This is a genomic window from Dactylosporangium sp. CA-092794, from assembly GCF_050948465.1.
In the GTDB taxonomy this organism is placed as follows: domain Bacteria; phylum Actinomycetota; class Actinomycetes; order Mycobacteriales; family Micromonosporaceae; genus Dactylosporangium.
Genome location: NZ_CP192044.1, coordinates 4,026,274 through 4,053,233 on the forward strand (window position 1 = coordinate 4,026,274; position 26,960 = coordinate 4,053,233).

The 26,960-nt window shown below is 74.8% G+C and carries 20 protein-coding genes; 8 read left to right on the forward strand and 12 right to left on the reverse strand.

What is annotated here, in order from left to right:
- Positions 1–69: 69 nt before the first annotated feature.
- From ACQPXD_RS17275 to ACQPXD_RS17290, 4 genes are all read right to left on the reverse strand, one after another.
- Positions 70–2,709: a cation-translocating P-type ATPase gene (locus ACQPXD_RS17275; protein ID WP_432839573.1), complete on the reverse strand. Its 2,640-nt coding sequence runs from the start codon at positions 2,707–2,709 to the stop codon at positions 70–72.
- A gap of 86 nt (positions 2,710–2,795) precedes the next feature.
- Positions 2,796–3,542 (reverse strand): sigma 54 modulation/S30EA ribosomal C-terminal domain-containing protein, encoded by a 747-nt coding sequence (locus ACQPXD_RS17280; RefSeq protein ID WP_432839575.1) that lies wholly within the window; start codon positions 3,540–3,542, stop codon positions 2,796–2,798.
- Positions 3,543–3,629: 87 nt separating this feature from the next.
- Positions 3,630–4,589, reverse strand: coding sequence for an Acg family FMN-binding oxidoreductase (locus ACQPXD_RS17285; RefSeq protein ID WP_432839577.1), 960 nt, complete (start codon positions 4,587–4,589; stop codon positions 3,630–3,632).
- A gap of 215 nt (positions 4,590–4,804) precedes the next feature.
- Entirely contained in the window at positions 4,805–5,575 is a 771-nt protein-coding gene (locus tag ACQPXD_RS17290) for a hypothetical protein (protein ID WP_432839579.1), read from the reverse strand.
- Positions 5,576–5,597: 22 nt separating this feature from the next.
- Here ACQPXD_RS17290 and ACQPXD_RS17295 point away from each other — a divergent pair, with 22 nt between their 5' ends.
- Positions 5,598–6,263, forward strand: coding sequence for a pentapeptide repeat-containing protein (locus ACQPXD_RS17295; RefSeq protein ID WP_432839581.1), 666 nt, complete (start codon positions 5,598–5,600; stop codon positions 6,261–6,263).
- A 436-nt stretch (positions 6,264–6,699) separates the two neighbouring features.
- Here the strand turns inward: ACQPXD_RS17295 and ACQPXD_RS17300 are convergent, their stop codons facing one another.
- Genes ACQPXD_RS17300 through ACQPXD_RS17310 form a run of 3 tightly spaced genes read right to left on the reverse strand, consistent with a single transcriptional unit; the run spans position 6,700 to position 9,964 of the window.
- Complete coding sequence (locus ACQPXD_RS17300; RefSeq protein WP_432843884.1) at positions 6,700–8,406, reverse strand: sensor histidine kinase; 1,707 nt, start codon at positions 8,404–8,406, stop codon at positions 6,700–6,702.
- Positions 8,407–8,417: 11 nt separating this feature from the next.
- Positions 8,418–9,056 carry a response regulator gene (locus ACQPXD_RS17305; RefSeq protein ID WP_432839583.1) on the reverse strand — a complete coding sequence of 213 codons (639 nt, stop codon included), beginning with the start codon at positions 9,054–9,056 and terminating at the stop codon, positions 8,418–8,420.
- Between the two features lie 59 nt (positions 9,057–9,115).
- Positions 9,116–9,964 carry a universal stress protein gene (locus ACQPXD_RS17310; RefSeq protein ID WP_432839585.1) on the reverse strand — a complete coding sequence of 283 codons (849 nt, stop codon included), beginning with the start codon at positions 9,962–9,964 and terminating at the stop codon, positions 9,116–9,118.
- Positions 9,965–10,307: 343 nt separating this feature from the next.
- Here ACQPXD_RS17310 and ACQPXD_RS17315 point away from each other — a divergent pair, with 343 nt between their 5' ends.
- The gene (locus ACQPXD_RS17315; protein WP_432839587.1) at positions 10,308–11,186 is read left to right on the forward strand and encodes a universal stress protein; all 879 of its coding nucleotides are present in this window, start codon (positions 10,308–10,310) and stop codon (positions 11,184–11,186) included.
- A 67-nt stretch (positions 11,187–11,253) separates the two neighbouring features.
- Here the strand turns inward: ACQPXD_RS17315 and ACQPXD_RS17320 are convergent, their stop codons facing one another.
- Both ACQPXD_RS17320 and ACQPXD_RS17325 read right to left on the reverse strand, forming a co-directional pair.
- The gene (locus tag ACQPXD_RS17320; protein ID WP_432839589.1) at positions 11,254–11,898 is read right to left on the reverse strand and encodes a hypothetical protein; all 645 of its coding nucleotides are present in this window, start codon (positions 11,896–11,898) and stop codon (positions 11,254–11,256) included.
- A 103-nt stretch (positions 11,899–12,001) separates the two neighbouring features.
- Positions 12,002–12,640: a LysR substrate-binding domain-containing protein gene (locus tag ACQPXD_RS17325; RefSeq protein ID WP_432839591.1), complete on the reverse strand. Its 639-nt coding sequence runs from the start codon at positions 12,638–12,640 to the stop codon at positions 12,002–12,004.
- Positions 12,641–12,681: 41 nt separating this feature from the next.
- On the opposite strand from ACQPXD_RS17325, the gene ACQPXD_RS17330 reads away from it, so the two are divergent.
- Positions 12,682–13,065 (forward strand): DUF5997 family protein, encoded by a 384-nt coding sequence (locus ACQPXD_RS17330; RefSeq protein WP_432839593.1) that lies wholly within the window; start codon positions 12,682–12,684, stop codon positions 13,063–13,065.
- Here ACQPXD_RS17330 and ACQPXD_RS17335 read toward each other — a convergent pair.
- The gene (locus ACQPXD_RS17335; RefSeq protein WP_432839595.1) at positions 13,062–14,765 is read right to left on the reverse strand and encodes an MFS transporter; all 1,704 of its coding nucleotides are present in this window, start codon (positions 14,763–14,765) and stop codon (positions 13,062–13,064) included. The two genes, ACQPXD_RS17330 and ACQPXD_RS17335, sit on opposite strands and share 4 nt — an antisense overlap.
- A gap of 49 nt (positions 14,766–14,814) precedes the next feature.
- Here ACQPXD_RS17335 and ACQPXD_RS17340 point away from each other — a divergent pair, with 49 nt between their 5' ends.
- The 3 genes from ACQPXD_RS17340 (at position 14,815) to ACQPXD_RS17350 (ending at position 18,480) form a co-directional block, all read left to right on the forward strand.
- Positions 14,815–17,034, forward strand: a complete 2,220-nt coding sequence (locus ACQPXD_RS17340) for a xanthine dehydrogenase family protein molybdopterin-binding subunit (RefSeq protein WP_432839597.1) — start codon at positions 14,815–14,817, stop codon at positions 17,032–17,034.
- A gap of 93 nt (positions 17,035–17,127) precedes the next feature.
- Positions 17,128–17,997, forward strand: coding sequence for an FAD binding domain-containing protein (locus tag ACQPXD_RS17345; protein ID WP_432839599.1), 870 nt, complete (start codon positions 17,128–17,130; stop codon positions 17,995–17,997).
- A gap of 3 nt (positions 17,998–18,000) precedes the next feature.
- On the forward strand, positions 18,001–18,480 hold the full coding sequence (locus ACQPXD_RS17350) for a (2Fe-2S)-binding protein (RefSeq protein WP_432839601.1): 480 nt from the start codon (positions 18,001–18,003) through the stop codon (positions 18,478–18,480).
- Here the strand turns inward: ACQPXD_RS17350 and ACQPXD_RS17355 are convergent.
- Positions 18,477–19,772: an alpha/beta hydrolase gene (locus ACQPXD_RS17355; RefSeq protein ID WP_432839603.1), complete on the reverse strand. Its 1,296-nt coding sequence runs from the start codon at positions 19,770–19,772 to the stop codon at positions 18,477–18,479. The two genes, ACQPXD_RS17350 and ACQPXD_RS17355, sit on opposite strands and share 4 nt — an antisense overlap.
- Positions 19,773–20,404: 632 nt before the next feature.
- Here ACQPXD_RS17355 and ACQPXD_RS17360 point away from each other — a divergent pair.
- Together ACQPXD_RS17360 and ACQPXD_RS17365 are read left to right on the forward strand one after the other, a co-directional pair.
- Positions 20,405–20,986: a hypothetical protein gene (locus tag ACQPXD_RS17360; protein ID WP_432839605.1), complete on the forward strand. Its 582-nt coding sequence runs from the start codon at positions 20,405–20,407 to the stop codon at positions 20,984–20,986.
- 83 nt (positions 20,987–21,069) lie between these two features.
- Positions 21,070–22,671, forward strand: a complete 1,602-nt coding sequence (locus ACQPXD_RS17365) for a plasmid pRiA4b ORF-3 family protein (RefSeq protein WP_432839607.1) — start codon at positions 21,070–21,072, stop codon at positions 22,669–22,671.
- 136 nt (positions 22,672–22,807) lie between these two features.
- Here the strand turns inward: ACQPXD_RS17365 and ACQPXD_RS17370 are convergent, their stop codons facing one another.
- Positions 22,808–26,857, reverse strand: a complete 4,050-nt coding sequence (locus tag ACQPXD_RS17370; RefSeq protein WP_432839609.1) for a discoidin domain-containing protein — start codon at positions 26,855–26,857, stop codon at positions 22,808–22,810.
- Positions 26,858–26,960 lie beyond the last annotated feature (103 nt).

A 26,960-nucleotide genomic window follows, 5' to 3' on the forward strand; every position in this document is an offset into this window, starting at 1 on the left:
CCTGTGGCGGGACGGCCACAGGACCCGCCCCGGCGGGACCTTGGCCCCCTCCCGCGACCCGCCGCCGGCTCAGGCCCGGCGGGAGAGCGCGTAGGAGATCAGCCCGGGCCCGGCGGCGATCGCCGCGCACGCGGCGAACTGCGCCGCTCCCAGGGGTTCGGTGCCCAGCAGCGCCTGCAGCGGCGGCAGCCACAGGGCGCCGAGCTGCAGGGCGAGGGAGAGGGCGACCGCCGCGTCGAGGCTCCAGTTGCGCCGGCCGCCGCCGCGGGAGCGCAGCGCCAGCGCCACGCCGAGCTGGGCCAGGCCGAGGACCACGAACAGCGCGCTCTGCCACGGCCCGCCCACGTGCCGGATCCACAGCGCGGCGCCGAGCGCGGCCGCGGTGATGAGCGCGGCGTTGAGGGCGATCCGCCCGGTGAGCCCGCCGAGGATCGCCTCACCGGGGCGGCGCGGCGGGCGGCGCATCAGGCCCGGGCCGGCCGGCTCGCCGCCGAGGGCGACCCCGGGCAGCCCGTGCGTGTTCATGTTGATCCACAGGATCTGCGCCGGCAGCAGCGGCACGGGCAGCCCGAGCCACGGCCCGGCCAGCATGACCAGCACCTCGGCCGAACCACCGGACAGCGCGTACACCAGGAACCGCCGGATGTTGGCGTAGATCCGCCGCCCCTCGCGGATCGCCCGGCCGACGGTCGCGATGTTGTCGTCGGCCAGCACCAGGTCGGCCGCCTGACGCGCGGCCTCGGTCCCGCCCCGGCCCATCGCGACGCCGATGTCGGCCCGGCGCAGGGCGGGCGCGTCGTTGACGCCGTCGCCGGTCATCGCCACGACCGCCCCGCCGTCCTGCAGGCGCCGGATGATGGTCAGCTTCTGCTCCGGGCTGGTCCGGGCGTAGACGGCGGTGCGCAGATCGGCGGTCGCGGCCGCATCGCCGGTGACCACCCACGGCACCACATCGGCCCCGGCCGTCGCCGGCGGCGCGGCGCCGGTGGCCGTGTCGGCGGTGGCCGCCTGTAGTGGTTCGCCTGCGGCGGTGGCGTGCGGTGGTTCGGCGCCGGTGGTCGTGTCGCTGGAGGCGGTCAGGGACGGCGTGGCGGTGAGGCCGACCCGTTGGGCGATCGCGGCGGCGGTGGCCGGGTGGTCGCCGGTGATGAGGACCAGCCCGATGCCGGCCTCGCGGAACGCGGCGACGGTGTCGGCCGTCTCGGCCCGCACCGGGTCGGCGAGCACCACCAGGCCGAGCAGGTCCAGGTCCCGCTCGGCGTCCGCGGCGCGGATCGTCCCCGGGCGGTCGGCCCCGGCCACGGCCAGCAGGCGGTACCCGGCGCCGGACAGCTCGGCCGCCGCCGCGCTCACCCGCCGCCGCTCGTCGGCGTCGAGGCGCAGCGGGCCGCCGGGCGCCAGCAGCGCGTCGGGCGCGCCCTTGCACACGATCCGGTACCGGCCGTCGGGCCGCTGGTGCACGGTCGTCATCCGCCGCCGGTCGGCGTCGAACGGGACCTCGTCGGCGCGGGGGAGCAGCTCGCGCACGTCCAGCCCGACACCGCAGCGGGCCGCCGCGACCAGCAGGGCGGCCTCCATCGGGTCGCCGACCGGCCGCCAGGCGGGGTGCTCGCCGTCGGGCTTGGCGAGCCCGGCGTCGTTGCACAGCACGAGCGCCTCGGCGAGCCGGCGCGCCGCCGGGTCCGGTTCCGGTTCGGCGGTACCGCCGGGGTCGTACCCCCGCCCGGAGAGCGTCACCGTCCCGCCGCCGGGCAGCAGGAGCCGCTCGACGCTCATCACGCCCTCGGTGAGCGTGCCGGTCTTGTCGGTGGCCAGCACGGTGACCGAGCCGAGCGTCTCCACCGCCGGCAGCCGGCGCACGATGCCGGCCTGGCGGGCCATGCGGTGCGCGCCCAGCGCCAGGGCGAGGGTCACCACCGCCGGCAGCGACTCCGGTACCGCCGCCACGGTCAAACTGACCGCCGCGAGCAGCATCTCGCCGAACGGCTGGCCACGCAGCACGCCGACGGCGAGCACCACGGCGGACAGCGCGACCGCGGCGACGGCCAGCACCCGCCCGAGCCCGGCCAGCCGCCGCTGCAGCGGGGTCGCCCGCCGGGGCTGCCCGGCCACCAGCGCGGCGATGCGGCCCAGCGCGCTGTCCGCGCCGATGCGGGTCACCTCGCCGACCGCCCGGCCGGTGGCGGTGACGGTGCCGGCCGACAGCTCGTCGCCGGCCCGGCGCGTCACCGGCATCGACTCGCCGGTGAGCGCGGCCTCGTCGAGGCTGAGCCGGACCGCCTCGACGACCCGCAGGTCGGCCGGGACGATGTCGCCCGCCTCGACCCGCACCAGGTCGCCCGGCACCAGTTCGGCCGCCGGTACCGTCGTGTCGGCCCCGTCGCGGCGCACCCGCGCCGACGGCGCGGCCATGCGCTGCAGCGCCGCCACCGCGCGGTCGGCCCGGATCTCCTGCACCACGCCGACGGTGGTGTTGAGCACGATGACCAGCAGGATGACGACGGTGTCGCTGAGGTCGCGCAGGACCAGCGTCACCACCATGGCCGCGAGCAGGACGATGACGAGCGGGTCCCGCAGCTGCGCGGCGGCGCGCCCGACCACGGACGGCGGCCGGGCGGCGGGAAGCTCGTTGCGGCCGAAGCGCTGCCGGCGCTCGGCGACCTCGGCGGCGGACAGCCCGGACGGAACGAGTGTCGTAGGGGTCGTCATGATTCTACGGTCCCCGCGTGATCACCGTCCGCTCAGGGCCAAAGGTCATCGGGCGCCCAGGATTGCCCTCCGGCCGCATGCCTGTGTCAGGCGGCGGGGGTCACCAGGCCGGCGCCGCCGTCGTAGCGGCGGTAGACCAGGTTGCCGCGGCCGGTCGCCGGGTCGGTGAAGAACAGGAACGGCAGCCATCCCTCCGCCATGCGGGCGGCCGCGTCGGCGGGGGTCAGCACCGGGGTCCGCCGCGGGTTGACCGTCGGCGCCGGCGTGCCGAAGCTGTGGTCCGGGTGCATGCTGCGCTGCCGGGACAGCTGCAGCCCGGTCGGCCCGGCCCGGTGCACGAGCGCGTCCTCGCCGGTCTCGGCGTCGGTGAACAGGTAGGCGTCGTAGTCCATCGCGGCGAGGTGCGCCCCCGCCTGGCAGCTGCGGCGACGGTACAGCCGGACCGGCTTGCGGCGGGTGATGACCGCCCGGCCGGGCACCGCCAGCGCCCGCCGCTCCGGGTCGGGCCACGGCCACGGCTCCCAGGCCGTGGACAGCCGGCGAACCTGCCGGTCCAGCCGCACCGCCCCGGCGGCCAGCGCCATCGCGGGGTCGCGCCCGGTCACCTGGATGCGCGCGGGCGCGCCGAAGACCCGCAGGTTGGCCTGCACCAGCAGCGGCCCGCCCGGGCACGGCCCGGCGGTGAGCCGGACCCGGACGCCGCCGGACAGTTCGTGCCGGGCCACCACCGCGCCGAAGAGGCCCCGGGCCGACTCCAGCTCAACGTCGCCGACCGGCCCGCTCCGGCGGACGTCAACGGTATGCGTCGCGATCCGCGTGTCCGACATGGCCATGCCACCTCCTGCAACGTGCGGACCGAACCACTCTGCGACCGGCGCCGACCGGCCGGACAGTGCCGAAAGTCCCGTTCGGGGGTGGATTCAGGACTCAGGTTCGATCACGTCCGCGACCGGCCGCCGGTTGGTGAAGCACGTCGTCGGCGCGTACCCGAACCGCAGCACCAGCTGCGGCGCGTCCGCCCGCCCCAGCAGCCGGCGCAGCCGCTCGCGGACCGCGGGCACCTCGATCGGCTGGGAGAACATCGCCGCGGCGAGGCCGAGGTCCGCGGCGGTCAGCAGGACTCGTTGCAGTACCATTCCGGCCCGAACCTCGTCGGCGGGCGCCTCACCGGGCACGCCGAGGACCGCGACCAGCGGCTCGCGCGACAGCTCCCGGGTGGTGTCGTGGGCGGGCCCGCCGAAGTCGCGCCGGGTGAGCAGTTCCGCCGGGTGCGGCGCGGCGCCCGCGGCCCGCCGGTCGACGCCCTCGACGCGCTGGTCCGCCGCGCTGCTCCACGCCCGCAGCTCGGCGACGTACGCCGGGTCCGCGCTCAGCTTCGCGTCGGCGGTCCGGATCAGCTCCGCGACATCGGTCAGGGCCTTTCCCCCGGTCACCAGGTGCAGCCAGCCGCCCTCGTCGTGCGCCGCCTCCACGAGCCGCGCGACCGCCGCCGCCTCGACCGGCACCTCGGAGAACGGCGACCGGTTCGTGTGCCGCCGCCGGATTTCCCGGTACAGCCGGTGCTGCTGCGGGTTCGCCGGCCGCGCCGCCGCCGGGGTGAGGCGCACCAGCACGCCCGCCCGCCCCAGCGCGTATTCCGCCGGAGCGCCCGCGACGGCCAGTGCCAGCCGGAGGTTGTACGCGGCGGCCCCGCACGACACCCGCACGGCCCGCCCGTCGGGGTCGCAGGCCGGCAGCCCGCGCCCCGGGTCGGCCAGCAGGTCGATGCCTGCCTGGGTACACCGGAATCGCCACGGCTGGCTGTTGTGAATCGACGGTGCCCAGACCGCGTCACCTACGGCCGCGGTGAAGACCTCCCAGTCCCATGCCAGCGCGTTCATGACCGGACCTACCTTTCCGCACCGATCCTCCCGAAACCTTCCGGCCCTTCCGGTCTACCCCGGCCGCGGCGTCACCGGGCCTGCATGACTGCGCCGATCTGTTTACGCCGGCGGCGGGGTCACCGGGCTTGCATGACCGCGCCGATCTTCTTGCGCCGGCCGCGGCGTCACCGGGCCTGCATGACCGCGCCGATCTTTTTGCGCCGGCGGCGGCGTCACCGGGCCTGCATGACCGCGCCGATTCGGCCGGCGACGCCGAAGCGGACCAGGGCCGCGGGCCGTCCGGCGCCGGCCGGGAGGCACCGCGGGAGCCACTGCGGCACCGAGGCCGGGGGGAACGCCGAGATGGACGTCGCCAGGCCCTCGGCGGTGGCGGTGAGCACGACCGCGGAGAGCGCCTCGCCGGCGGCCAGCCAGTCGCGCGGCTCGTCCCCGGCCGTGGCGATCACCGCCTGCCGGGCGAACGCCGCCGGCCCGCCCACCGCCGCGGGCGAGATGAGGTGCAGCTGCGCCCCCGACGCCTCGGCCGCGGCCCGCAGCATGCGCGCTGTCGCCGCCGGGACCGGCTCGTCGGCGAACCGCCGCCGGTCACTGTGGCGCTGCGCGATGGCCCGGCGCAGGCGCTCGGTCCGCGGGTCCCGCGGAATCGAACCGGTGTGGTGCAGGACCGCCATCACGTCCGGCTCCTCCGGCCGCGGCAGGCGGGTAACCTCGGCCCCGGCCCCGTCGGCGGCGAGCGCGATCAACGAGTGGTGGAGCGCCGCGCCGCAGCTGATGGTGAGCTCCCGCCCCTGCGGATCCTCGGGCGAGCGGAAGCGATGATCGGCGAGCAGTTCGGCCCGCTCGCCGTCGATGTGCCAGCGCCACGGCCGGGCATCGCCGAACGAGGGCGCCTCCAACGCGGCGAGCGCCGCCCGGGTCAGGGCGCGGGAGGCCGCACCGAGCCGCACCGCGGTCCCGCGGTCGGTGTAGTGGATCGCAACCATGGCGCGCTCCTCGGCATAACGGATGTACTTCTTGTTAGACAAAGGTGCCCCGCCGCGCCGCGCCCAGTCAGGGGCGAAGGTCCCGCCCCCGCCGGGCCGCGCGCCGCAGACTCCGCCCGTCATCCCCGCCCCCGGCAGTGCCGCCCACCACACCCCCACAACCGCGACCGCGTCACGATCCCCCCGCCCCCAACCGCACCAGCACCAACGTCGGGATCGCGACCGTGCCCCGCCACTCGCGACGGCGCCGCCGCCCCAGCGGCCCATCCGCGTCCAGCCCGTCCGCGTCCAGCCCGTCCGCGTCCTGGCGCGAGCGGCGCCCGGGTCCGAGCGCCCGGGGTCCGGGTCCGAGCGGCGCCCGGTCCGAGCGGCCCGGCCGCGCCCAGCTCGCCCGGCCCGCGCCCGGCTGGCCCGCGCCCGGCTGGCCCGCGCCCGGCTGGCCCGCGCCCGGCTGGCCCGCGCCCGGCTGGCCCGCGCCCGGCTGGCCCGCGCCCGGCTGGCCCGCGCCCGGCTGGCCCGCGCCCGGCTGGCCCGCGCTCGGCGCGAGCGGGACGTGGCACGAGCGCGACCTAGCGCGAGCGGCGCCTGGTCCGAGCGGCGCCTGGTCCGAGCGCGGCCTATCGAAAAGTCGGGCGCTCCGCGCCGCGACTTTTCGGACTTATACCCCGACAGGCGAAAAATCCGTTAAGTCGGGCGCTCCGCGCCCGACTTAACGGAATGCGCGACGCCGAGCCTCACTCGGCACACCGCGGCGGGCACGATCCCGGTGATCATCGCTCAGGCGCCGGGCGCCTCGGAGCACGGCGCAGCGACAGAAAGTCTCCGTGATCATGCTGAACCCGCCAGCGACACAACGGTTTCTCATGATCGCGGAGTGTTGATGTACACCCGTGTACCAGGACTCTCCGGGATCATGAAAAACCCGGGTCGCGGCCGCCGCGAGCATCATGATCGCGGAAACATTCGTCCGCCCTGGTCGGCCTCGGGTCGGATATTTCACCTGTCGGGCGAAATGTCGGGAATGTTCGTTGTGGCGCTCCGTGCAGGGGCGCCGCCGATGACAAGTGAGCTGGTCTGGGACCGGACGTGACGAGTGCCGTCCGGGGAGGAGTGGGCGGGGCGGGTCAGATTGGGATGTGCCAGGCGACGCGGGTGCCGCGGTCGCCGGCCGGGCCCAAGGTGCAGTCGCCGCCCAGGTCGGTGGCGCGGGCGCGGATGTTGGGCAGGCCGTTGCCGGTGGTCGGGGTGGTGTCCGGGTCGGCGTCTCCCGGGGTGGCTTCGGATGCGGCGGGGGGCAGGCCGCGGCCGTCGTCCTCCACCTCCAGGTCCAAGTTGCCGCCGGTGGCGGTGATCGTCACGCGGGCGGAGGAGGCCTGGGCATGCTTGGCGACGTTGCTCAAGGACTCGCGCAGGACGGCCAGCAGCGCGGTGCGGGCGGTGTCGGGCACTGCGGTGTCGACCGGGCCGTCGATGCGCAGCACCGGGCGGAAGCCCAGCGACTCCGCGGCCTCGTCGATCAGGTCGCGGATCTCCTTGCGCAGGCTGTGCTGGCCGGCGCCGCGCAGCTCGAAGATGGCGCCGCGGATGTCGCGGATGGTGGTGTCCAGGTCGTCGGTGACGCGGCCGATGCGCTCGCGGACGTCGTCCTGGGTGGCGCGGTACGCCGCGCCCTGCAGCTGCATGCCGGCCGCGAACAGCCGCTGGATCACCACGTCGTGCAGGTCGCGGGCGATGCGCTCGCGGTCGCCGACCACCGCCAGCATCTCGCGCTCGTCCTGGGCGCGGGACCGCTCCAGAGCCAGGGCCGCCTGGCCCGCGAACGTCTCGACCATCGCCAGCTCGACGCCCTCGGTGATGGTGGCGCCGCCCTTGCCGAAGGCGACCACCAGCGCGCCGAGGGCGACGCCGCCGACGGCCAGCGGGACCAGCAGGGCGGTGCCGGTCGGGAGCAGGATGGGCCAGTTGGCGGCGGCGCCCAGGTCGGTGATGACGGCGACGCGGCGGTGGCGCAGCACGTCGGCGAACTCGCTGCCGGCGACCGGGATGGACCAGCCGGCCGCGTCCTGCGGGCCGCCTTCGGCGACCTCGACGGTGAGGCGCTCGCCGTCCTCGCCGGCGAGCAGCACCATGGTCAGCTCGGCGCCGGCGACCTCGCGGGCGCGGGCGGCGACCAGCTCTAGGGCCTCGGTGCGGCGGACCTCGCCGAGCAGGACGCCGGTGATCTCGGCGGCGGCGACCAGCCAGCGCTGCCGGCGCTCGGCCTGGGCGTAGAGGCGCGCGTTGTCGATCGCGGCGCCGGCGGCCACCGACAGCGCCACCATGAGGTCCTCGTCGTCCTGGGTGAACTGCTCGCCGCCGTGCTTTTCCGCGAGGTACAGGTTGCCGAACACCTGATCGCGGATGCGCACCGGAACGCCCAGGAAGCTGTGCATGGGCGGGTGGTTGGGCGGGAAGCCGTAGGCGCGCGGGTGCTGGGTGATGTCCTCCAGCCGGATCGGGGTCGGCTCGTCGATGAGCAGGCCCAGCACGCCGTGGCCGCGGGGGAGCTCGCCGATGGAGTCGCGCTCGCCCCGGGTCACGCCGTGGTGGATGAACTCGACCAGCATGCGGTCGGAGCCGATCACGCCCAGGGCGCCGTAGCGGGCGTCGGCCAGGCGGCACGCCGCCTCGACGATGCGCTCCAGGGTGCTGTGCAGGTCGAGGTCGGAGCCGATGCCGACGACCGCGTCGAGCAGCGCCCGCAGCCGCTCCCGGCTGGTCATCACCTCGCCGACCCGCGCGAGCAGCTCCTGCAGGAGCGCGTCGAGGTCGACTCGGGACAATTCCGGCAGCGGCAGGGAGGTCACGGCTTCTTTTGTAGCAGCTTCGACGCGAGGACCGCGGCTTGCGTGCGCCGCTCGAGGCCGAGCTTGGCCAGCAGGCTGGAGACGTAGTTCTTCACCGTCTTCTCGGCGAGGAACATCCGCTCGGCGATCTCCCGGTTGGTCAGGCCCTCGGCGACCAGCAGCAGGATCTTGCGCTCCTGCTCGGTGAGGTCCTTGAACTCGTCGGGCTGCTCCGGGCCGCGCCGGATGCGCTCCAGCACCCGGGCGGTCACCGCCGGGTCGAGCAGGGACTGCCCGGCCGCGACCCGGCGCACCGCGTCGACCAGGTCCGTGCCGTGGATCTGCTTGAGCACGTAACCGGCGGCGCCCGCCATGATCGCGGCGAACAGGGCCTCGTCGTCGTCATACGACGTCAGGATCAACGCGTTGATCGTCGGGTCGACCGAGCGCACGTCCCGGCACACGTCGATGCCGCTGCCGTCGGGCAGCCGCCCGTCGAGCACGGCCACGTGCGGGCGCAGCGCCGGGATGCGGTGCGTCGCCTCGACGGCCGAGCCCGACTCGCCGACGACCTCGATGTCGCCCTCGCGCTCGAGCAGCTCGCGCAGGCCGAAACGGACCACCTCGTGGTCGTCGAGCAGAAACACGCGGATCATAGGTTCCTTCCTACCTGAACATTGTCACTGCTGGCCAGGCCGAAAGTCCCCAAGTTCGCTCACTGGCGTCTGGCGACCAGCACGGGGGCGTCGGCGTGCTGCAGCACCTGCCAGGCCGTGCCGCCCAGGCGGAGGTCCTCGAAGCCGCCCCGGCCGCGCGCGCCGACGACGACCAGCAGAGCGCCGGCGGCCTCGGCCAGCAGCACCGGTGCGGGCCGGCCCTCCACCGCGCGCGGCTCCACCTCGACGTTCGGGTACTTCGCCCGCCACGGCTCCAGGCTCGTGGCGAGGTCGCCGAGCACGGCCGCGCAGGCGCGGTCGGGGTCCGCCGAGCGGCCGAACCGCCGCGGCGGGCACTGCCAGGCGCGGACCGCTCGCACCGGCGCCTGCCGCAGCGCCGCCTCCTGGAACGCCAGCTGCAGCGCCGCTTCCCCCGCGTCGGAGCCGTCGGCGCCGACCACGACCGGGCCGTGCGCGGGCAGGACCGACTCGGGGCCGGCCCAGCGCTCCGCGTGGTGGATCACGAGCACCGGGCACGGGGCGTGCGCGGCCAGGTGGATGCCGACGCTGCCCAGTCGCAGCGACGGGAACCCGCCGATGCCGCGCCCGCCGACCACGACCAGGGCGGCGTGCCGGGAGTGCTCGAGCAGGACGGCGGCCGCGCTGCCGCGACGGGTGGCGGTGGTCACCTCCAGCCCGGGCTGCCACTGCCGCGCCTCGGCCGCGGCATCCAGCGTCAGGCGCTGTTCGTCGATGTCCTCCCGCGCCGGGTCGGGAGCCTCCAGTGCGTGGGCGATGCGCAGCGGGCGGCGCAGCCGGACGGCCTCGTCGGCGGCCCAGCGGACCGCGCCCGAGCCGGCCGGCGAACCGTCCACGCCCACGACGACTGGGCGCCGGTTGGTGTCCATGACGCCCTCCCTCGATCGAGAAACGGGTCGTTCACCTTTCACGGTGGCACCCCCGCACCGGCGGCGGCAGGGCCTCCGGTCCCGCCCGGGCCGGGACCGGCGGCCCGGGTCCGAGGGGCGGAGCCGGGTGGCACCTGTAGCGGCGGCGGCAGGGCCTCCGGTCCCGCCCGGGCCGGAGCCGGCGGCCCGGGTCCGAGAAGCCGAGCCCGGTGGCCCCGCAGCAGCGGCGGCAGGGCCGCGGGTCCCGCGCCGGCCGGGACCGATGGCCTACGCGCGGGCGGCGGAGCGGTCCGAGGATCGAGGCAGGGAAGGCAACCAGGCCGAGGACGCCGAGGAGGACGCCATGAACGACAACGACGTGGTCGTGGGCATCGACGGCACGCCGGCGAGCGACGCCGCGCTGCGCTGGGCCGCCGCGGAGGCGGACCGGTCGGGTCGGCGGCTGTGTGTCGTGCTCGCCCACCGGGCCGAGCCGCGGGCCCGGGAGCGGGCGGCGGTGCTGGTCGAGGCGGCGATCGCCGCGGCTCGCGCCGCCCGGCCGGGCCTCGCGGTCTGCGGGCGGCCGGTGCCCGGCGACGGGGTGGCCGTGCTGCTGCGCCTGGCCGCCGACGCCGGGCTGCTGGTCGTGGGCAGCCACGGGCACACCGCCCTGTCGGCCGCCCTGCACGGCGGGACCGGGCTGCGGGCCGCCATGGGCGCGCCGGGCCGGGTCGTCGTGGTACGCGGCCGGGTCGAGGCGGCCGACGGGCCGGTGGTGGTCGGCGTCGACGGCTCGCACCACGACAACCGCCTGCTGGCGGAGGCGTTCGAGGCGGCGGCGCGGCGCGGCTGCGAGGTGGTCGCGATCCGGGCGCTGACCCCGCAGGTCGCTCCCTGGGGCGTCGGCATCCCGCCGCTGGGCAGCAACCCGGTCCGGCTGCGCGCCACCCTGCACGCCGAGCTCTCCGACGACGTGCAGCGGTGGCACGAGAAGTACCCCACCGTGCCGGCCTTCGCCCGGATGCCCCTGGGCGATCCGGCCTCCGTGCTGCTCGACGCCTCCGCCGAGGGACAACTGCTGGTGATCGGCGGGCGGGCGCACGGCCCGGCCGGGGCACTGCTGTCCGGCTCGGTCGGCCAGCGCCTGCTGCACCACGCCGACTGCCCAATGCTGCTCGTGCACAACGACGCACCGGCAAAAGCGAGAAAACCCGTGCACAACGACGCACCGGCAAAGGCCTGAAAACAGCAGACAAGACAGCAGACAAAAAGGCCCCGGGCCAACCGGCCCGGGGCCAAACTCTCGGAGGTCAGGCGCTGGTGAGGGACTTGGACTCCTCGGGGACCGCGAAGCCCTGGCTGTTCGGGGTGCGGGCGGCGTGGAGGAGGCCGGCGGCGCCGAGGATGAACAGCAGGCCGGCGGCGAGGTAGGCGACCAGGGAGGCCTGTTCGGCCTTGGTGCCGAACTCGCTGAAGCCGTAGGAGGTCAGCAGCATGCCGCGCAGGCTCTCGCCCTTGAAGACGGTCTCCCGGTCGGTGTTGCTGGCGGTGAGCTGCTTCTGCAGGTCGGCGATGGCCGGGTCGTCGGGGTTGGCCTTCTGCGCGGCGGCGATCTTGGTCTTCAGTTCGGTCTGGACGTCGCCGAGCTGGGCGTAGGTCTTGCCGCCGCCGATGGACTTGAGGTGCAGTCCGATGAACTCGTTGGCGTAGCATTCGGCCTGCTTGCCGGTGGTCAGCTGCTGGCCGGCGTACTTGACCAGGCAGGCGGACTCCTTCTCCTCGGGGGTGAGGGTGTCGGCGGTCTTGAAGCTGATCTGCTGCTGGCTGAGCTGGTCCTTGACGTAGTTCTTGGCGAAGTTCGCGTTGCTGGTCAGGACCAGGCCGGCGACCAGCAGGAGCCCGGCCAGGATCACCAGGCCGGCGCCGACGATGATGTCGAGAGTCTTGCGCTTCATGGGGCCCTCCTGGGCTTCCCGGGTGGCGTTTCGCTGTGTCGCCAACAGCGTGCGGCCCGGCGCGCAAGACCGGTTAGAGGACAACCACCCGGCCTGGGAGGACCTACGACCTGCCGCGGCGGCGCCGAGTGGCCGGCTGCGGGTCGGGGCGGCCGCGGGTGCTGTTCGCGGTACGCCCGCGGACAATCCCGATCATCTCCTCGACCAGCTCGGTGTGCCCGTCGCGCGGCCACGCCAGGGCGACCGACGACGCCGGGGCGCCGGTGAGCGGCCGGTAGGTCAGGTCCCGCCGGTGGTACAGCCGGGCCAGCGACTGCGGCACGACGAGCAGCCCGGCGCCCGCCGCCACCAGCTCGACGGCCTCCGCGGTGGTCGCGGGCCGATAGCCGGCCGCCGGGGGCGGGGCGGGCCGGGGCAGCACGTCGTCGAGGGGGTACAGCAGGGGCTCGTCGAACTCCGCGACCTCGGCCGGGGTCAGCTCGTCGGCGGCGGCCAGGGCGTGGTCGCGCGGGATCACCACGACCGTGGTCTCGGTGTACATCGGAATGGCATGCAGCGCCTCCCGGTCCACCGGCAGGCGGACGAGCCCGGCGTCGGCCCGCCCCGGCATCAGCCCGGGCGCGTCGGCCGCCTCGGCCGGCACGACCTCCAGCGGCGTCGCCGGCACCCGCTGCGACCAGGTGCGCAGCCACCGATCCACGACGACCCCGGGCACCACCACGAGCCGGAAGCTGGTAGGCACCTTGCAGAGCCTACCGGCGGGCCGGCCGCTACCCTGGCCGGGTGAGCAAGCCGAGGAAGCCCCAGGTCTTGAAGCCCGCCACGGCCGCGGCGAAGCTCGACGTCTATCTGCCGGCCACCCCGCGGGAGTTCCAGGAGGGCCAGGTCTCCCGCGACGAGCTCGACGAGCTGCAGCGCAACCCGCCGCAGTGGCTGGTCGACCTGCGCCGCGACGGCCCGCACCCGCGCAACGTGGTCGCGGCCCGGCTGCGGGTCTCCAACAGCGGCCTGGCCCGCGGCGGGGTCACCGAGGCGCTCACCACCGCCGAGATCAACGCGCTCGCCGCCGACCCGCCCGAGTGGCTGGTCCGGGAGCGGGAGTCCTACGCCGAGGTCCGCCGCGAGCAGCGCCGCATCGAGGAGCGCCGCCGGGACGGGGCCGGCTAGACGCAGTCGGACTCCAGGCGGACCTCCTGGTCGTGGCAGTGCTCGTCGTGGATGTAGATGCCACCGCGGAACAGCGACACCACCGCGCCGACGGCGGAGAGGGCGGCGGCGACGAGGAAGACCACCACCAGGCCGTCGTGGAACGGGCCGGAGATCACCTGCGGCAGGTAGGTCCGGCCGGTCACGGTCGTGACGGTGGCCGCCGGCAGCGTCCCCAGCACGCCGGCGTTGGCCAGCAGCGAGGCGATCGGGTTGACCCCGAGGAACGCGGCGAACAGTAGCCCCACCGGGGGCACGGCGGCGACCGTGGCCGCCGCGTGCGCGGGCACGCCCTGCGCCGCGAGGTCCTGGCCGAGGACCTCCGGCAGCGAGCGGGACAGCCCGGCGATGAGCAGCGAGAAGAACACGCCCACGGACAGCACCATGCCGGCGTTCTGGAAGGTCGCCCGCACCCCGGAGGCGACCCCGCGCTGGCCGGCCGGCACCGCGTTCATCACCGCCGTCGTGTTCGGCGCGGAGAACAGGCCCGAGCCGACCCCGTTGGCCACCAGGAGCACCGCGAACAGCGGGTAGCTGAAGTCCACCGGCAGCAGCAACAGGCCGACGAACGTCAGCGCCATGAGGCTCAGGCCGCCGGTGGCGAGCAGCTTCGCGCCGTAACGGTCGGACAGGTAGCCCGAGACCGGGCCGGCGGCGATGAACCCGAGGGTCAGCGGCACCAGGTAGATGCCGGCCCACAGCGGGGTCTCGGCGAAGTCGTAGCCGTGCAACGGCAGCCAGATCCCCTGCAGCCAGATGATCAGCATGAACTGCAAACCACCTCGGGCCACGGCGTTGAGCAGCGCGGCCAGGTTGCCGGTCCAGAACGCCTGGATGGTGAACAGGCGCAGGTCGAACATCGGCTGCGCCACCCGTGACTCGATCACGCAGAACGCGACCAGCAGCAGCCCGCCGCCGGCGATGCCGCCGACGACCATGGGGTTCGTCCAGCCCTCGGTGTGGCCGCCGTACGGCTGGATCCCATAGGTGATCGCGGCCAGCACGGCGGTGAGGCCCACCGCGAGGGTCAGGTTGCCCAGCCAGTCGATCCGGACGCCCTGCGTCCTGCGCGCGGTCTCGTGCAGGTTACGGTACGCCCACCAGCCCCCCACCACCCCGACCACGACGCTGACCCAGAAGATCGCCCGCCAGTTCCACGCCGACAGCACCCCGCCCAGGATCAGCCCGATGAAGCTGCCCGCCAGCCCGGCGACCTGGTTGACGCCGAGCGCCGTGCCCCGCTGCCGGGCCGGGAACGCGTCGGTGATGATCGCCGTGGAGTTCGCCATCAGCATCGCCCCGCCGACGCCCTGCGCCAGGCGCCAGCCGATCAGCCACAGCGCGCCGCCCTTGCCGCCGGCCGGGGTCAGCGCCAGGGCGACCGACGCCGCCGCGAACACCAGGAAACCGGCCCGGTAGACGCGCACCCGCCCGAAGAGGTCGCCCAGCCGCCCGAGGGTGACCACGAGCACGGCGGTCACCAGCATGTACCCCATCAGCATCCACAGCAGGTAGCTGACGTTGCCCGGGGCGACGGGGTCGAGGTGGATGCCGTCGAAGATCGCCGGCAGCGAGATGATCACGATAGAGGCGTTCACCGTCGCCAGCAGCATGCCCAGCGTGGTGTTCGACAGCACCGACCACTTGTGAACCTCGGCCATGACCGGCCCCGCTACCCGCCGTTTGCCCCCGGCACACCTGGGTAGCCCGATGCTCGTGATCGGTGAGCGGCTACCGCGCCGGGAGGACGACCGGCTCGTCCGCGGCACCGGCCGGTACGTCGCCGACCTGCGCGAACCCGGCTGCCTCGACGCCGCGTTCGTGCGCAGCGACCTCGCCCACGCCGCCCTGCTCGGCGTCGATCTGGCCGCCGCCCGCCGGGTGCCCGGCGTCGCCGGCGCCTGGTCGGCCGCCGACCTGAGCCTGCCGGAAACGCCGCCGATGCTGGAGCCGGAGACGGTGGCGGGCCGGCCCTGGCCGCCGCTGGCCACCGACCGGATCCGCTACCACGGCGAGCCGCTCGCCATCGTCGTCGCCGCGAACCGGTACGTCGCCGAGGACGGCCGGGACGCCGCCCGCGTCTCCGCCGAGGCGCTCCCGGTGCTGCTCGACCCGGCCGAGGCCGCCGAAAGCGACGTCGAGCTGTTCCCCGGCCGCTCCAACGTGGCCGTCGACCGCGACTTCGGCCCGCCCATCGACGACGGCGTCTGGCGGCGCGCGGCCGTGGTGGTGGAGGCGAGCTACCGCCAGCAGCTGCTGGCCCACACGTACATGGAGCCCAAGGCGATCCTGGTGCGCCCCGAGCCCGGCGGCGGCCTGACGGTGTGGGCCTCCCACCAGGCGCCGCACCGGCTGCGCCGCGACCTGGCCGGCGGCTTCGGGCTGCCCGAGGAGCGGATCCGGGTGATCGTGCCCGACGTCGGCGGGGCGTTCGGCGGCAAGAGCGAGACCTGGCCGGAGTACCTCGCCGTGGTCGCCGCCGCCCGGCGGCTCGGCCGGCCGGTGCGCTGGATCGAGGACCGCGCCGAGTCCCTCGCCGGCCCGCCGCACGGCCGGGGCCAGAACCAGCGGACCCGGATGGCTGCCGACGCCGACGGGAAGATCCTCGCCTACGAGCTGCACATCGACGCCGACGTCGGCGGCTACCCGCACACCGGCGCGTTCGTGCCCGTGGCGACGTCGATGATGGCCACCGGCGCCTACGCCATCCCCCAGGTGCACGTGCGCACCCGGACCGTGGTGACCAACACCGCGCCGACCAGCCCATACCGGGGCGCCGGCCGGCCCGAGGCGGCGGCGGCCATCGAGCGCACCGTCGACCTGCTCGCCGAGCGGCTCCGGCTGGACCCGGCCGAGCTGCGCCGGCACAACTTCATCAGGCCGCAGGACTTCCCGTACCGCACCCTGACCGGCTTCACCTACGACAGCGGCGACTACGCGGGCGCGCTCGGCGTCGCACTGCGCGAGCTGGACTACACCGGCTGGCGCGCAGAGCAGGCCCGCCGGCGGGCGGACGGCGGCCTCCCGCTCGGCATCGGCCTGAGCACCTACGTGGAGCGCTCCGGCACCGGCGAGGAGTTCGGCGCCGTCGAGGCCTGCCCCGACGGCACCTTCGTCGCGCTGTCCGGCTGCTGCTCGACCGGCCAGGGCCACGAGACGTCGTTCCCGCAGGTCGTGGCCGCGGTGCTGGGCGTGGACGCCGAGCGCGTCACGCTGGTGGAGGCCGATACCGCGGTGGTACCCCGGGGGATCGGCTCGTACGCGAGCCGTTCGATGCAGACCGGCGGCGCCGCGCTGTACCGGGCCGCGGGCAAGCTCGTCGAGGCCGCCGTGCACCGCGCCGCCGAGGCGGGCGGCGTGCCGGCCGGCGAGGTGGAGTACAAGGCCGGGGAGCTGCACGCCGGCGGGCGGACGACGACCCTGGCCGAGCTGGCGGCCGCGGGCGAACCGCTGCGCGCCGAGCACGTCGAGGACTCGCCGGAGGCGTTCCCGTTCGGCGCGTACGCCGCCGTGGTCGAGGCCGACCCGGAGCTCGGCGAGCTGCGCGTGCTGCGGCTGGTCGCCGTCGACGACTACGGCGTCGTGGTCAACCCGCTCATCGTCGGCGGGCAGGGGCTCGGCTCGACCGTGCAGGGCATCGGCCAGGCGCTGTGCGAGGACCTGCGCTACGACCCGGACGGCCGGGTCGCCACCCGCGGGCTGCTGGACTACCTGATCCCGACCATGTCCGAGGTACCGCCGCTGCGCTTCGCCGAGACCTGCACGCCGAACCCGAACACCCCCCTCGGCGCCAAGGGCGCGGGGGAGGCCGGGTGCATCGGCGCGCCGCCCGCGATCGTCAACGCGGTCGCCGACGCCCTCGGCCCGGCCGCCCGCGGCCGGCTGCAGCTGCCGCTCACCCCCTACACCGTGTGGAGCGCCGCCCGATGAAGCCGGCACCGTCCTGGGAGCGCCGCCCGATGAACCCCGGACCGTCCTGGAGCGCCGCCCGATGAGGCCGGCACCGCCCTGGGGCGTTGCCCGATGAAGCCGGCGCCGTTCGACTACGTCGCCGCCCGCAGCGCCGGCGAGGCGCTCGCCGCGCTCGCCGACGGCGACGGCCGGGTGCTCGCCGGCGGCCAGAGCCTCGTGCTGGAGATGAACTACCGCACCGCCCGGCCGCGCAGACTGGTCGACGTCAACCGGGTGCCCGGCTTCGACCGCCTCGAGGCGGCGGACGGCACGCTGCGGGTCGGGCCGCTGGTCCGCCACCACACGTTCGCCGACGGGGCCGTCGCCGGGCCGCTCGGCGCGCTGCTGTCCCGGGTCGCCCACCACATCGCCCACCCGCCGATCCGGGCCCGCGGCACCATGCTCGGCAGCCTCGCCTACGCCCACCCGGCCGCCGAGTGGCCCGCCGTCGTCACCGCGCTGGGCGGGCGGCTCGAGCTCGAAAGCGCCGCGGGACGGCGGACGGTCGACGCGGAGACGTTCTTCGCCGGGCCGTTCCGCACCGCGCGGCGGCCGGACGAGCTGCTGCGTGAAGTACACCTGCCGCAGCTGCCGCAAGGTTCCACGGTCGGGTTCGCCGAGCACCGGCGCACCCACGCGAGCTTCGCCCAGCTCGCCGTCCTCGCCGCGGTCACGCTCGCCGGCGGCCGGGTCATCGCGGCCTCCGTGGGCCTGGTCAACGCCGCCGACCGGCCGGTGCGGGCCCGGGCCGCCGAGGCCGCCCTGCGCGGGCAGCCGCTGGACGACGCCGCCATCGCGGCCGCAGCCGACGCCGCCGCGCACGTCGACGCCGACCCGCGGCCGCAGCCCTACACCGACCTGGCCTACCAGCGCCACGCCGTGGCCGTGCTCACCCGCCGGGCGCTGGCGCAGGCCCGCGGCCCGCAACCGGACGGAGGCTGACCCGTGCAGATCGCGCTGACCGCCAACGGCCGCCGCTTCGACCTCGACGTCGAAGCGCGCCGCACCCTCGCCGACGCCCTGCGCGACGACTGCGGCCTGACCGGCACGCATCTCGGCTGCGAGCACGGCGTGTGCGGCGCCTGCACGGTGCTCGTGGACGGTACGGCGGTGCGCTCCTGCCTGATGTTCGCGGTGCAGTGCGACGGCGCCCAGGTGCGCACTGTGGAAGGCCTGGCGGGCGAGGACGGCGCGGCGCACCCGCTGCAGGCCGCGTTCTCCGCCGAGCACGCGCTGCAGTGCGGCTTCTGCACCCCCGGCTTCCTGATGCTCGCCGCCGGCGCCCTGGAGGCCGACCCGGGCCTGGCCGCCGACCCGGACCGGCTGCGCGAGCTGCTCACCTCGAACCTGTGCCGGTGCACCGGCTACGAGCCGATCCGCCGCGCGGTGATCGCCGCCGCGCGGGCGATGACCCCGCGCGCCTAGGAACAGGTCAGCTCGGCGCACAGCGGCGGCAGGACCCGGGCGAAGCCGGCGCTCGCGAACTGCCAGTTGTGCCCGCCGGGCGCGACGAACCGGTGCGTGACCACGCCGTCCCGGACGGCGTCGGCGGCCAGCCGCTTCCCGGCCGCCACGCCGGGCCGGTCGTCCGCGCCGGCCCCGAACCACAGGGTGACGCCCGGGTACCGGCGGGCGTCGAGCAGCCGGGCCGGGTCGTGCGCCCGCTCGGCGGCGGCGTCCCCGCCGTACAGCGCGGCGAGCGTGTGCGCCGGCCCGCCCAGGCTGGGCCGGGGGTCGCCGCCGAGGTCGACGGCGTGCCGGTAGACGGCCGGGTGGCGCAGCACCAGGTCCAGGGCGCAGGTGCCGCCCTCGGAGAAACCGGCCACGCCCCAGCCGGCGGCGTGCCGGATCCCCAGGGTGCCGGTGACGAAGGCCGGCACGTCGACCGTGAGGTACGTCTCGGCCGCGCCGTGCGGGCCGTCGACGCATTCGGTGTCGCCGGTGGCGGAGCCGTTCTGGTCGACCACGACGAGCACCGGCGCCCGGCCCCGGTGGGCGGCGGCGAACGCCTCGTCGGTGGCCTGCGCGTGCCCGGAGCGCAGCCAGTTGATCGGGGCGCCCGGCGTGCCGGCCAGCAAAACCAGCACCGGCAGGGTGGCGCGGCCCGGGCCGAAGTACGCGGGCGGCAGGAACACCGCACCGGGCCGGTGCCGGAAGCGCGACCGGGTGGCCGGCGCGTCGAGGGCCACGGCGACGCCCCGGGCGGGCCGGCCCCGCCCCACCGCGCCGGCCAGGGCACCGGAGTGGCCGAGCGCGTCGCCGAGGTCGGGCCATACGCCGTACCGCTGATCGATCAACATGAACCCGCCGATCAGCGTCAGCGGCACCGCGGCCACGGCCGACGCGCGCCGCCACCGGCCCGCCCGGCGCAGCACCAGCGGGAGCCCGGCGAGGGCCGCGAACCCGGTGCCCACCCAGAGAGCGAACGACGGCGGGTACCCGTCGGTCACCGTCCCGGTCGCCCGCAGCGCGACCGCGACCGCGGCGACCAGCGCGGCCACGCACAACAGCAGCACCGGCAGCGTGCGGGTGCGCCACCGGCGGTCCCGGCCCCACAGGGCGGCGAGCAGCAGCGCGCCGCCGGCCGTCTCGACCCCGCCGGCCACCCGCCCGTCGAGCAACGGCACCCCGTCGAGCAGCCCGGCCCAGGCGGCCCCGGCCAGCCCGGCCACCCCCGCCGCGGCGAGCGCCGCGCCGGCCGCCCGGCCGATCCCCACGACTCCCATGCAAGCGCGGCCCCGGCCGGCCCGGGACCCTCGCCGCGGGTGGCGAGGCCCGAAACTTGCCAGGACAGGCTTGCTGCTGTCGCTCGCGACGCCGGGGCCGCGCTCCGGCAAGGCGCTGGGCGAGCACTTCACCGCGGAGGGTCACCGCGATCCGCCGGGCCGCGCCCCTCATCGAGCGCCTCGCGCAGCTGCTGTGCTCGCCTCGACGGCGGCCGCGGCCGGCGGTTCACGACGCCGTTGTTCGCCAGCTCGGCACTGGACCGGTCAACCTGCGGATCGCCGGGGTCGCCAGCGCGTCGGTCGGCATGCCGGGGCGGACGAATGTCTCCGTGATCATGCTCTTCGCCGTGGCCGCGCCCCGGATTTTTCATGATCCAGGAGACTTTCGGTACACGGGGGTACATCAGCGCTCCGTGATCATGAAAAACCTCGGTGTCGGCGGCGGGTACGGCATGATCGCGGAGACTTCCGGTCGCTGCGCCCTGGTCCGCGGCGGCCGGCGGCCGGCGGCCGGCGGGTGGCGGGTGGCGGGTGGCGGGTGGCGGGTGGGACGTGATCGCCGACTGCGGCCGCGGTCGGCGCCCGGGCGGGGTCGGGTTGCGGGTCGGTGCCACGATCGCGGTGTGAGCGACTTCCGCCCGGGTGAGTGGTCGTATCTCCTCCTCGCCCTGCTGCCGCCGGCCGCCGGGCTGGCGTTCCTGCGGGCGCTGTGGCTGTCCGGCGACGTCACGGACGGGTGGGTGTGGCTCTGGGCGAGCCTGGTCGCCGGGCTCGCCGCGGGTGCGGTGCTCGCGCCCTACCTGCGGACCCGGCCCCGCGTGGTGTACCGCTCGCCACAGACCGTGACCGCCGTGGCGCTGGCCGCGTTCGGCCTGCCGACCCTCGGCGACCTCGACGTCGCGCCGGCCTTCGCGCTGCCGATCGTGGCGGTCATCGCCGGTCTGGCGTTGGTCGCGACCGTCGTCAGCGCGCTGTGGATCGCCGGGCACTACACGATCGAGGTCCGGCACCGGGCGACGGTGTGCGCGGGCTCCGCCGGCGACGACGACTTCTACCAGGCCGGCTGCGAATGCGGCTGGCGCAGCGCGCGCTGGCCCATGACCGCGGACGACGACTCCGAGGAGCGGGCGTTCGCCGCCGCCCGCGGGCACACCCCCAGCGTCCGGCGCACCGTCGCGGTCGGCTCCTGGCCGCCGTTCGACTAGGAATGCTCCGGCTCACCAGGGGCGTCGCGCGGCGCGCCGCCCTGGTGTGCGGGGCCGGGGGCGACCTGGTGCAGACTGGCCGGGTGAGTCGAGCCAGCCGGCCCCGCCGGGGCAAGCAGAGTTCAAGATCTGGCCGCCGCCCCGATCTGGTCGTGGTGCGCGGGGCGGAGGAGCCATGCGGCTGTCCCGCGTGTTCGGGCGAGGAGCCGGATCCCGGGCAGTTGCTCGCCGAGTTGGTGGACGCGGCCGCCGACCTGGCCGGCCGCGAGGACCCGCTGGAGGCGGAGCTGGCGGGCGCGCTGTTCGTGGCGGCGCTGGTGGGCGGCGACGACGATGACGTGTCCGCGTTCGCCGGGGCGTTCATCCCGGCGATCGAGGCGCGTGGCGGTGACGCGGCCCTGATGATGCTGACCGCGATCGGCGCCGCGGCCTGCGCGGGTCCCGAGCCGGTGGCGAAGGCGGCGGTGGCGGCGGCCGGCCGGCTGGCCGCCGGCGGCATTCCCGTGCCACCCTGGGCCCGGGAGCTGGAGCAGCCGGTGGTCGCCGGCAGCTTCGCCCGGCTGTATGACACCGACGGGAGCATGTCGGTGCTGGCCGGCTCGTTCCGCCGGGCCGGCCGCGAGCACGCGTTGATATTGGCGGTGGATCACGGCGACTGCGGCGCCGCCCAGGACATCGTCATGCTGGACGCCGCCGAGCTGCCGGCGGCGCTGGACGACATCCGCGACCGCGGCCGCCGCGAGGGCCTGATCATCAAGACCCAGACGCTGGCCGCGCCCGAGTTCCGCTGGCACGTCGAGCAGGCGATGCGGGTGCGCGCCGAGCACGACGCCGAGAACGGTGACGATGACGGCCCGGACGAGGCGGACCTGCTCGACGAGGAGCACGGGCCCGGGTATCCGGTGCTGGCGGTGCTGGCCCGGGCGCGGTTGGATGCCCTGCCGCCGCCGCGGCAGCCCAGGGGCGCGGTGGTGTCCGGGCACGGACCCGGTGGCCAGGACGCCCTGGTCGCGCTCCAGCAGCTGGTCAGCATGGTCGCCCGTTCGAGCGGCCGCTCCGCTGTCGCTCCCGGCTTCCCGACCGGCCGGGCGCAACCGGCGAAGCTCCCGGCGAAGCGGCGCAAGACGGCCGGCCCGGCGCCGGTGTACCAGATCAAAGTGAGCCTGCGGGGAGCGAAACCGCCCATCTGGCGGCGGCTGCTGGTGCCCGCGGACATCACCCTGGCCCGGCTGCACACCACCGTGCTCGCGGCGTTCGACTGGCATGGCGGGCACATGCACGCGTTCGAGACGCCCTTCGGCACCTTCGGGCGCGCCGACCGCGAGCTGGGGCACCGGGCGGACGGTTCGGTGACGCTCGAGCAGGTCGCGCCGCAGGAGAAGGACAAGATTCGGTATACCTACGACTTCGGCGACGACTGGGCCCACGACATCGTGGTCGAGAAGGTCCTCGACCACGATGCGACGGTTGCCTATCCGCGGTGTACCGGCGGAAAGCGGGCCGCCCCGCCCGACGACTGCGGCGGCCTCTGGGGATATGCGGAGCTCGTGGAGGTGCTGGCCGACCCGTCGCACCCGGAGCACGGGGAGCGGCTGGAGTGGCTGGGCCTGACGGATGCGAGCCAGTTCGCGCCGGACGCCTTCGACGCGGAGGAGGTGAACCGCCGGCTGGGCGCCCTGCGCTGAGCCGGCGGCCGGCCGGTCCGGGCGGACCGCCCTGCGCGTTGCCCCTGGTCTCCATGCTGGCCGGACGCAGAGGCGAAGGCCTGAACGGCGCGGGCGGGGCCCCGGCTCGGCCGGGGCCCCGTCGCGGGTGGTGCGGTTAGTTCGGGGCTCCGTTGAAGACGAACTGCGAGCCCGGTTCCTTGACGACGCTGCCCGTCGCCGAGTTGGTGATGGTGACGTTGGTCAGCGTCGCGCTGCCGCGGGCGCTGCCCATGGCCAGGATCCCGGCGCCGTTGTTGGACTTGTCGATGCGGACGTTGGTGATGGCCACGTTCGGGTAGGCGCCACTGCCCGCCTTGAACTGGATGCCGTCATAGGTCGAGTCGATGACGTCGGTGTCGCGGATGGTGACGCCGGGGATGTCGCCCTGCGGGGAGAACAGGGTGATCGCGCCGAACTTCTGCTGCTCGCCCCAGAAGACTCCGCCGCAGCGGTACAGGCCGTTGTTGGCGATGGTCGTGGTGCCGGAGAACGGGATGGGGGAGTGGTCGGTGGCGAGCATGATGCCGGGGTAGTTCATCGTGTCCGAGATCAGGTTGTTCTCGATCGCGTTGCCGTATCCGCCGTACACCGCGATGCCGTTGGCCCGCCAGGGCAGCTGCACCGTGTTGTTCGTGAAGTGGTTGTCGTGGCCGATGTCGACCGACTGGTCCTTCACGTACGTGCTCGACCACACGGCGAGCGAGTCGTCGCCGGTGGTGCGGAACGACGAGTTGAACACCGTCGAGTTGCGCGAGCCGTTGGAGAAGTTGATGCCGTCGGCGAACGTGTCGCGGATGCGCATCCCGCTGAACTGCAGGCCGTCGGCCGGGTTCCAGTAGGCGGGCGTGTCGGAGTAGTCGCGGCCGACCCACGCGCCGACGTTGGTGTGCTCGATCCACACGTTGCTGATCTTCGTGTTCTTGCCGAAGCGGCCGTTGAGCCCGTGGCCGCGGTCCTTGCGGTTGGTCGTGTCGCCGAAGATGGCGATGTCGGAGAGCTGGACGTTGTCGTCGATGTCGAAGCCGACGTTGCCCTCGTGCGGGTGGTTGATGTTGCCGACCACGTTCTGCGGCTCGGTGGTCGTGTACAGCTGGGAGTACCACATCCCGGCGCCCTTGATGACGGCGTTGCGGATGCCCTTCTGGTTGTACTGGCCACGGGTCGGGTCCGGGGTCAGGATCTTCTGCTCCTGCCGCCACTGCCCGGCCGGGATCCACACGCAGCTGATGACGCCGTTCTGGTCGTCCATCACCGCCTGCTGGATCGCCGCCGTGTCGTCCTGCCCGTCGTCGGGCACGGCGCCGTACTGCGTGATCGACGTGCACTCGGCGGGCTTGTTCAGCTGCGGCGCCACCTGCTCCAGGTCGATCAGGTCGATGACGTAGTACGCCGCGCTGTCACCGTTGTCGCGCTGCAGCTTGAACCGGGTGCCGACCGGGTAGCTGGTGGACAGCAGCGCGTGCGACTCGTCGAAGAGCCGGCGCGCGTCGCTGCCCGGGGAGTTGGACAGGCTCTCGGTGTCGTCGGTCGTGCCGTACAGCCAGCTGAAGTGCGAGGAGAACGTCAGCTTCTGCACGAAGACGTCGTTGGCGTAGAGGCTGATCGTGTAGTTCTGCCCGCCGCCGGACGGCGAGTCCGGCACCGAGTTGCGCACCACGATCGAGTTGGTCTGGTTGGTCGAGGTGAACTGCACGTACTGCCCCTGCGCGTCGAGGCGCACCGACTTGCGGCCCGAGGACTCGGTGCCGAAGTTGGTGTGGCCGAAGGTGCGCAGCGGGTCGGCGGTCAGCAGCGTGCCGGTGTAGGTGCCGTTCTCCGCCTCGTACTCGGTGTACGGCACCGCGGCGCCGCGACCGACCACAATGGACTGCGACAGCGAGTTGTTGGTCTCGCTGGTCTCGGCGACCACTCCGGTCGCGTCGGCGGTGGCGACGATGGTGGCCCCGCCCGCGACCGCGGTCCAGGTGCCGGGGATCGCGACCGTCACGCTCTGCCCGGCGCCGATCGTGCCGGTGTTGGCGTTCAGGGTGGTACCGCCGACCGCCACGCGGGTGACCGTGGTGGCGGTGACCGCGGTGGTGCCGCGGTTGTTCACCACCACGCTGAAGGAGACCGCGGCGCCGGCGGCCGGGCTGGCCGGGTTGCTGGCGATCGAGAGCACCTGCAGGTCCGGGCCGGGCGCCTGGGTGACGACCAGCGAGGTGGCGGCGGTGAGGCTGTTGTTGTCGTTGTTCTGCTCGATGACGGTGTTCGTGGGATCCACCGTCGCGCTCACCGGGTACGTCCCGATCGGCCGGGTGCCGGCGTTGAACGTGACGGTCGTGGACGCGCCCGCCTGCAGCGCGCCGACCGCGGCGCTGCCCGCGACCGTGCCGCCCAGGGCGAAGTTCACGGTGGTGGCCGGTGCGGCGGCGGTACCGCTGTTGCTCACCGTGGCCGACAGCGTGATCGGGGTCGTCTCGTTCACCGACGACGGCGACCAGGACACGCCGGTGACCACGAGGTCGGGGTTGGGCGCCATGGTGCCGATCGCCTGCAGCTCGGCCACCTGACCGCCGGGCGCGCCGGTGTTGGAGAAGAACTGCAGCTGCACGTCGGCGACCCGGGCGCTGACCGCGATCGTGACGCTGTTCTGGTTGCCCGACGGGCTGAACGCGTAGTCGGTGCGGGCCGCCAGCGTGGTGAACCCGGTCGCGGACTGCTCGCGGCCGAGCACGGCGAAGTTCTGCGTGCGCGCGCCCCAGGCGGTGTCCGGGTTGAGCTTGACCACGAGCGAGGTGAGGTCGGCGTTGGCGCCCAGGTGCAGCGTCAGCGTCGAGGTGAAGCCGTTGGACTCCCAGTAGGTGGTGACGTTGCCGTCGTTGGCGTTGGCCGCGGCGAACGTGAACACCGACGACGACGCCTCGATCGCCTTGCCCACGGCCAGGTTCGTGCCGCCGGGCGGGGTGGTGCCGGTGCGGGTCACGTGGTTGCTGTCGGCGGACTGGTTGCCGGCGGTGTCGTTGGCGCGCACCCAGTAGGTCACCGTGGCGGTGGTCGGCTGGGTGTCGGTGTAGGTCAGCACGCCGGCGCCGGTGGTGGTGCGGGCCGTGCCGTTGGCGTAGACGGTGTAGCCGGCGATGCCCAGGCTCGACGAGGACGCCGTCCAGGTCAGCGTGATCTGGCCGGGCGTGGGCTCGGTGAAGGCCAGGTTGCCGGGGGCCGTCGGCGGCTGCGGCGGGACGACGTCGGTGCCGTAGACCTCGAACTCGGACACCTGCCCCGCGTTCTGCACGCTGTTCGCGGTGAAGTTCAGCCGGACGTACCGCGCGTTCGCGGCCCCGAAGCTGATGGTGACCGTGTTCGCGGCGCCCGGGTTGAACGCGTACTGCGCGGAGGCGACCAGGTCGGTGAAGTTCGTCCCGTCACTGCTGCCGCGCACCGCGAAGGTCTGGTTGCGCGCGCCCCAGCCGGTCGGCAGCTTCACCACGACCTGGTTGACCTGCCGCAGCGAGCCGAGGTCGACCTGGATCCACTGCGGGAACGCCCCGCCGTTGCTCTCCCAGTAGGTGCCCTGGTTGCCGTCGACGGCGTTGCCGGCGGGGAAGCCGCCGACGCTGCTGCTGGCGCTGGTGGGCTTGCCGGCGGCCAGGTTCGGCCCGGTGGTGGTGCCGCCGCCCGCGCCGTACACCTCGAACTCCGACAGCTGCGCGGCGGGCCAGCCGTTGTTCGCGGTGACGTTGACCCGCACGTAGCGCGCGGACGCGGCGGTGAAGTTGACGGTGACGGTGTTGGCGGTGCCGGGATCGAAGACCCGGCCGGCCGACGCGGACAGGTCGGTGAAGTTCGTGCCGTCGGTGCTGCCGCGCACGCTCAGCGTCTCGGTGCGCGTGCCCCAGCCGGAGGGCAGCTTGAGCACGACCTGGTCGACGCTGGTGGCGCTGCCCAGGTCGAGCTGGATCCATTGCGGGAAGGCGTTGTTGGGGCTCTCCCAGTAGGTGGCGGCGTTGCCGTCGTTGACGTTGGTGGCCACGTACTGGCCGTTGACGCCGCTGGCGGTGACGGTCTTGCCCAGTGCGAGGTTCGGCCCGCCGGCGGCGTGGGCGGGGGTTGACGCGACGGCGGCGCCGCCGGTGGCCAGCACGGCCGCCAGGGCGCCGGTGAGCAGCCTCAGTCGAGACTTCATGGGGGTGTCCTCTGCTCCGTTCGGACGACAGCATGGATCGCCCCGCGACCCTGCGCAGGCGGTTGGCGGTGGCACCTGCCGGAAGTTGCAGAAGAATGCCAAC

Bases quoted from the DNA above. Each gene is read 5' to 3' on its own strand.
- ACQPXD_RS17275 (WP_432839573.1), bottom strand. From the start codon at position 2,709: ATGACGACCCCTACGACACTCGTTCCGTCCGGGCTGTCCGCCGCCGAG.
- ACQPXD_RS17280 (WP_432839575.1), bottom strand. From the start codon at position 3,542: ATGGCCATGTCGGACACGCGGATCGCGACGCATACCGTTGACGTCCGC.
- ACQPXD_RS17285 (WP_432839577.1), bottom strand. From the start codon at position 4,589: ATGAACGCGCTGGCATGGGACTGGGAGGTCTTCACCGCGGCCGTAGGT.
- ACQPXD_RS17290 (WP_432839579.1), bottom strand. From the start codon at position 5,575: ATGGTTGCGATCCACTACACCGACCGCGGGACCGCGGTGCGGCTCGGT.
- ACQPXD_RS17295 (WP_432839581.1), top strand. From the start codon at position 5,598: ATGTACTTCTTGTTAGACAAAGGTGCCCCGCCGCGCCGCGCCCAGTCA.
- ACQPXD_RS17305 (WP_432839583.1), bottom strand. From the start codon at position 9,056: ATGATCCGCGTGTTTCTGCTCGACGACCACGAGGTGGTCCGTTTCGGC.
- ACQPXD_RS17310 (WP_432839585.1), bottom strand. From the start codon at position 9,964: ATGGACACCAACCGGCGCCCAGTCGTCGTGGGCGTGGACGGTTCGCCG.
- ACQPXD_RS17315 (WP_432839587.1), top strand. From the start codon at position 10,308: ATGAACGACAACGACGTGGTCGTGGGCATCGACGGCACGCCGGCGAGC.
- ACQPXD_RS17320 (WP_432839589.1), bottom strand. From the start codon at position 11,898: ATGAAGCGCAAGACTCTCGACATCATCGTCGGCGCCGGCCTGGTGATC.
- ACQPXD_RS17335 (WP_432839595.1), bottom strand. From the start codon at position 14,765: ATGGCCGAGGTTCACAAGTGGTCGGTGCTGTCGAACACCACGCTGGGC.
- ACQPXD_RS17340 (WP_432839597.1), top strand. From the start codon at position 14,815: ATGCTCGTGATCGGTGAGCGGCTACCGCGCCGGGAGGACGACCGGCTC.
- ACQPXD_RS17345 (WP_432839599.1), top strand. From the start codon at position 17,128: ATGAAGCCGGCGCCGTTCGACTACGTCGCCGCCCGCAGCGCCGGCGAG.
- ACQPXD_RS17370 (WP_432839609.1), bottom strand. From the start codon at position 26,857: ATGAAGTCTCGACTGAGGCTGCTCACCGGCGCCCTGGCGGCCGTGCTG.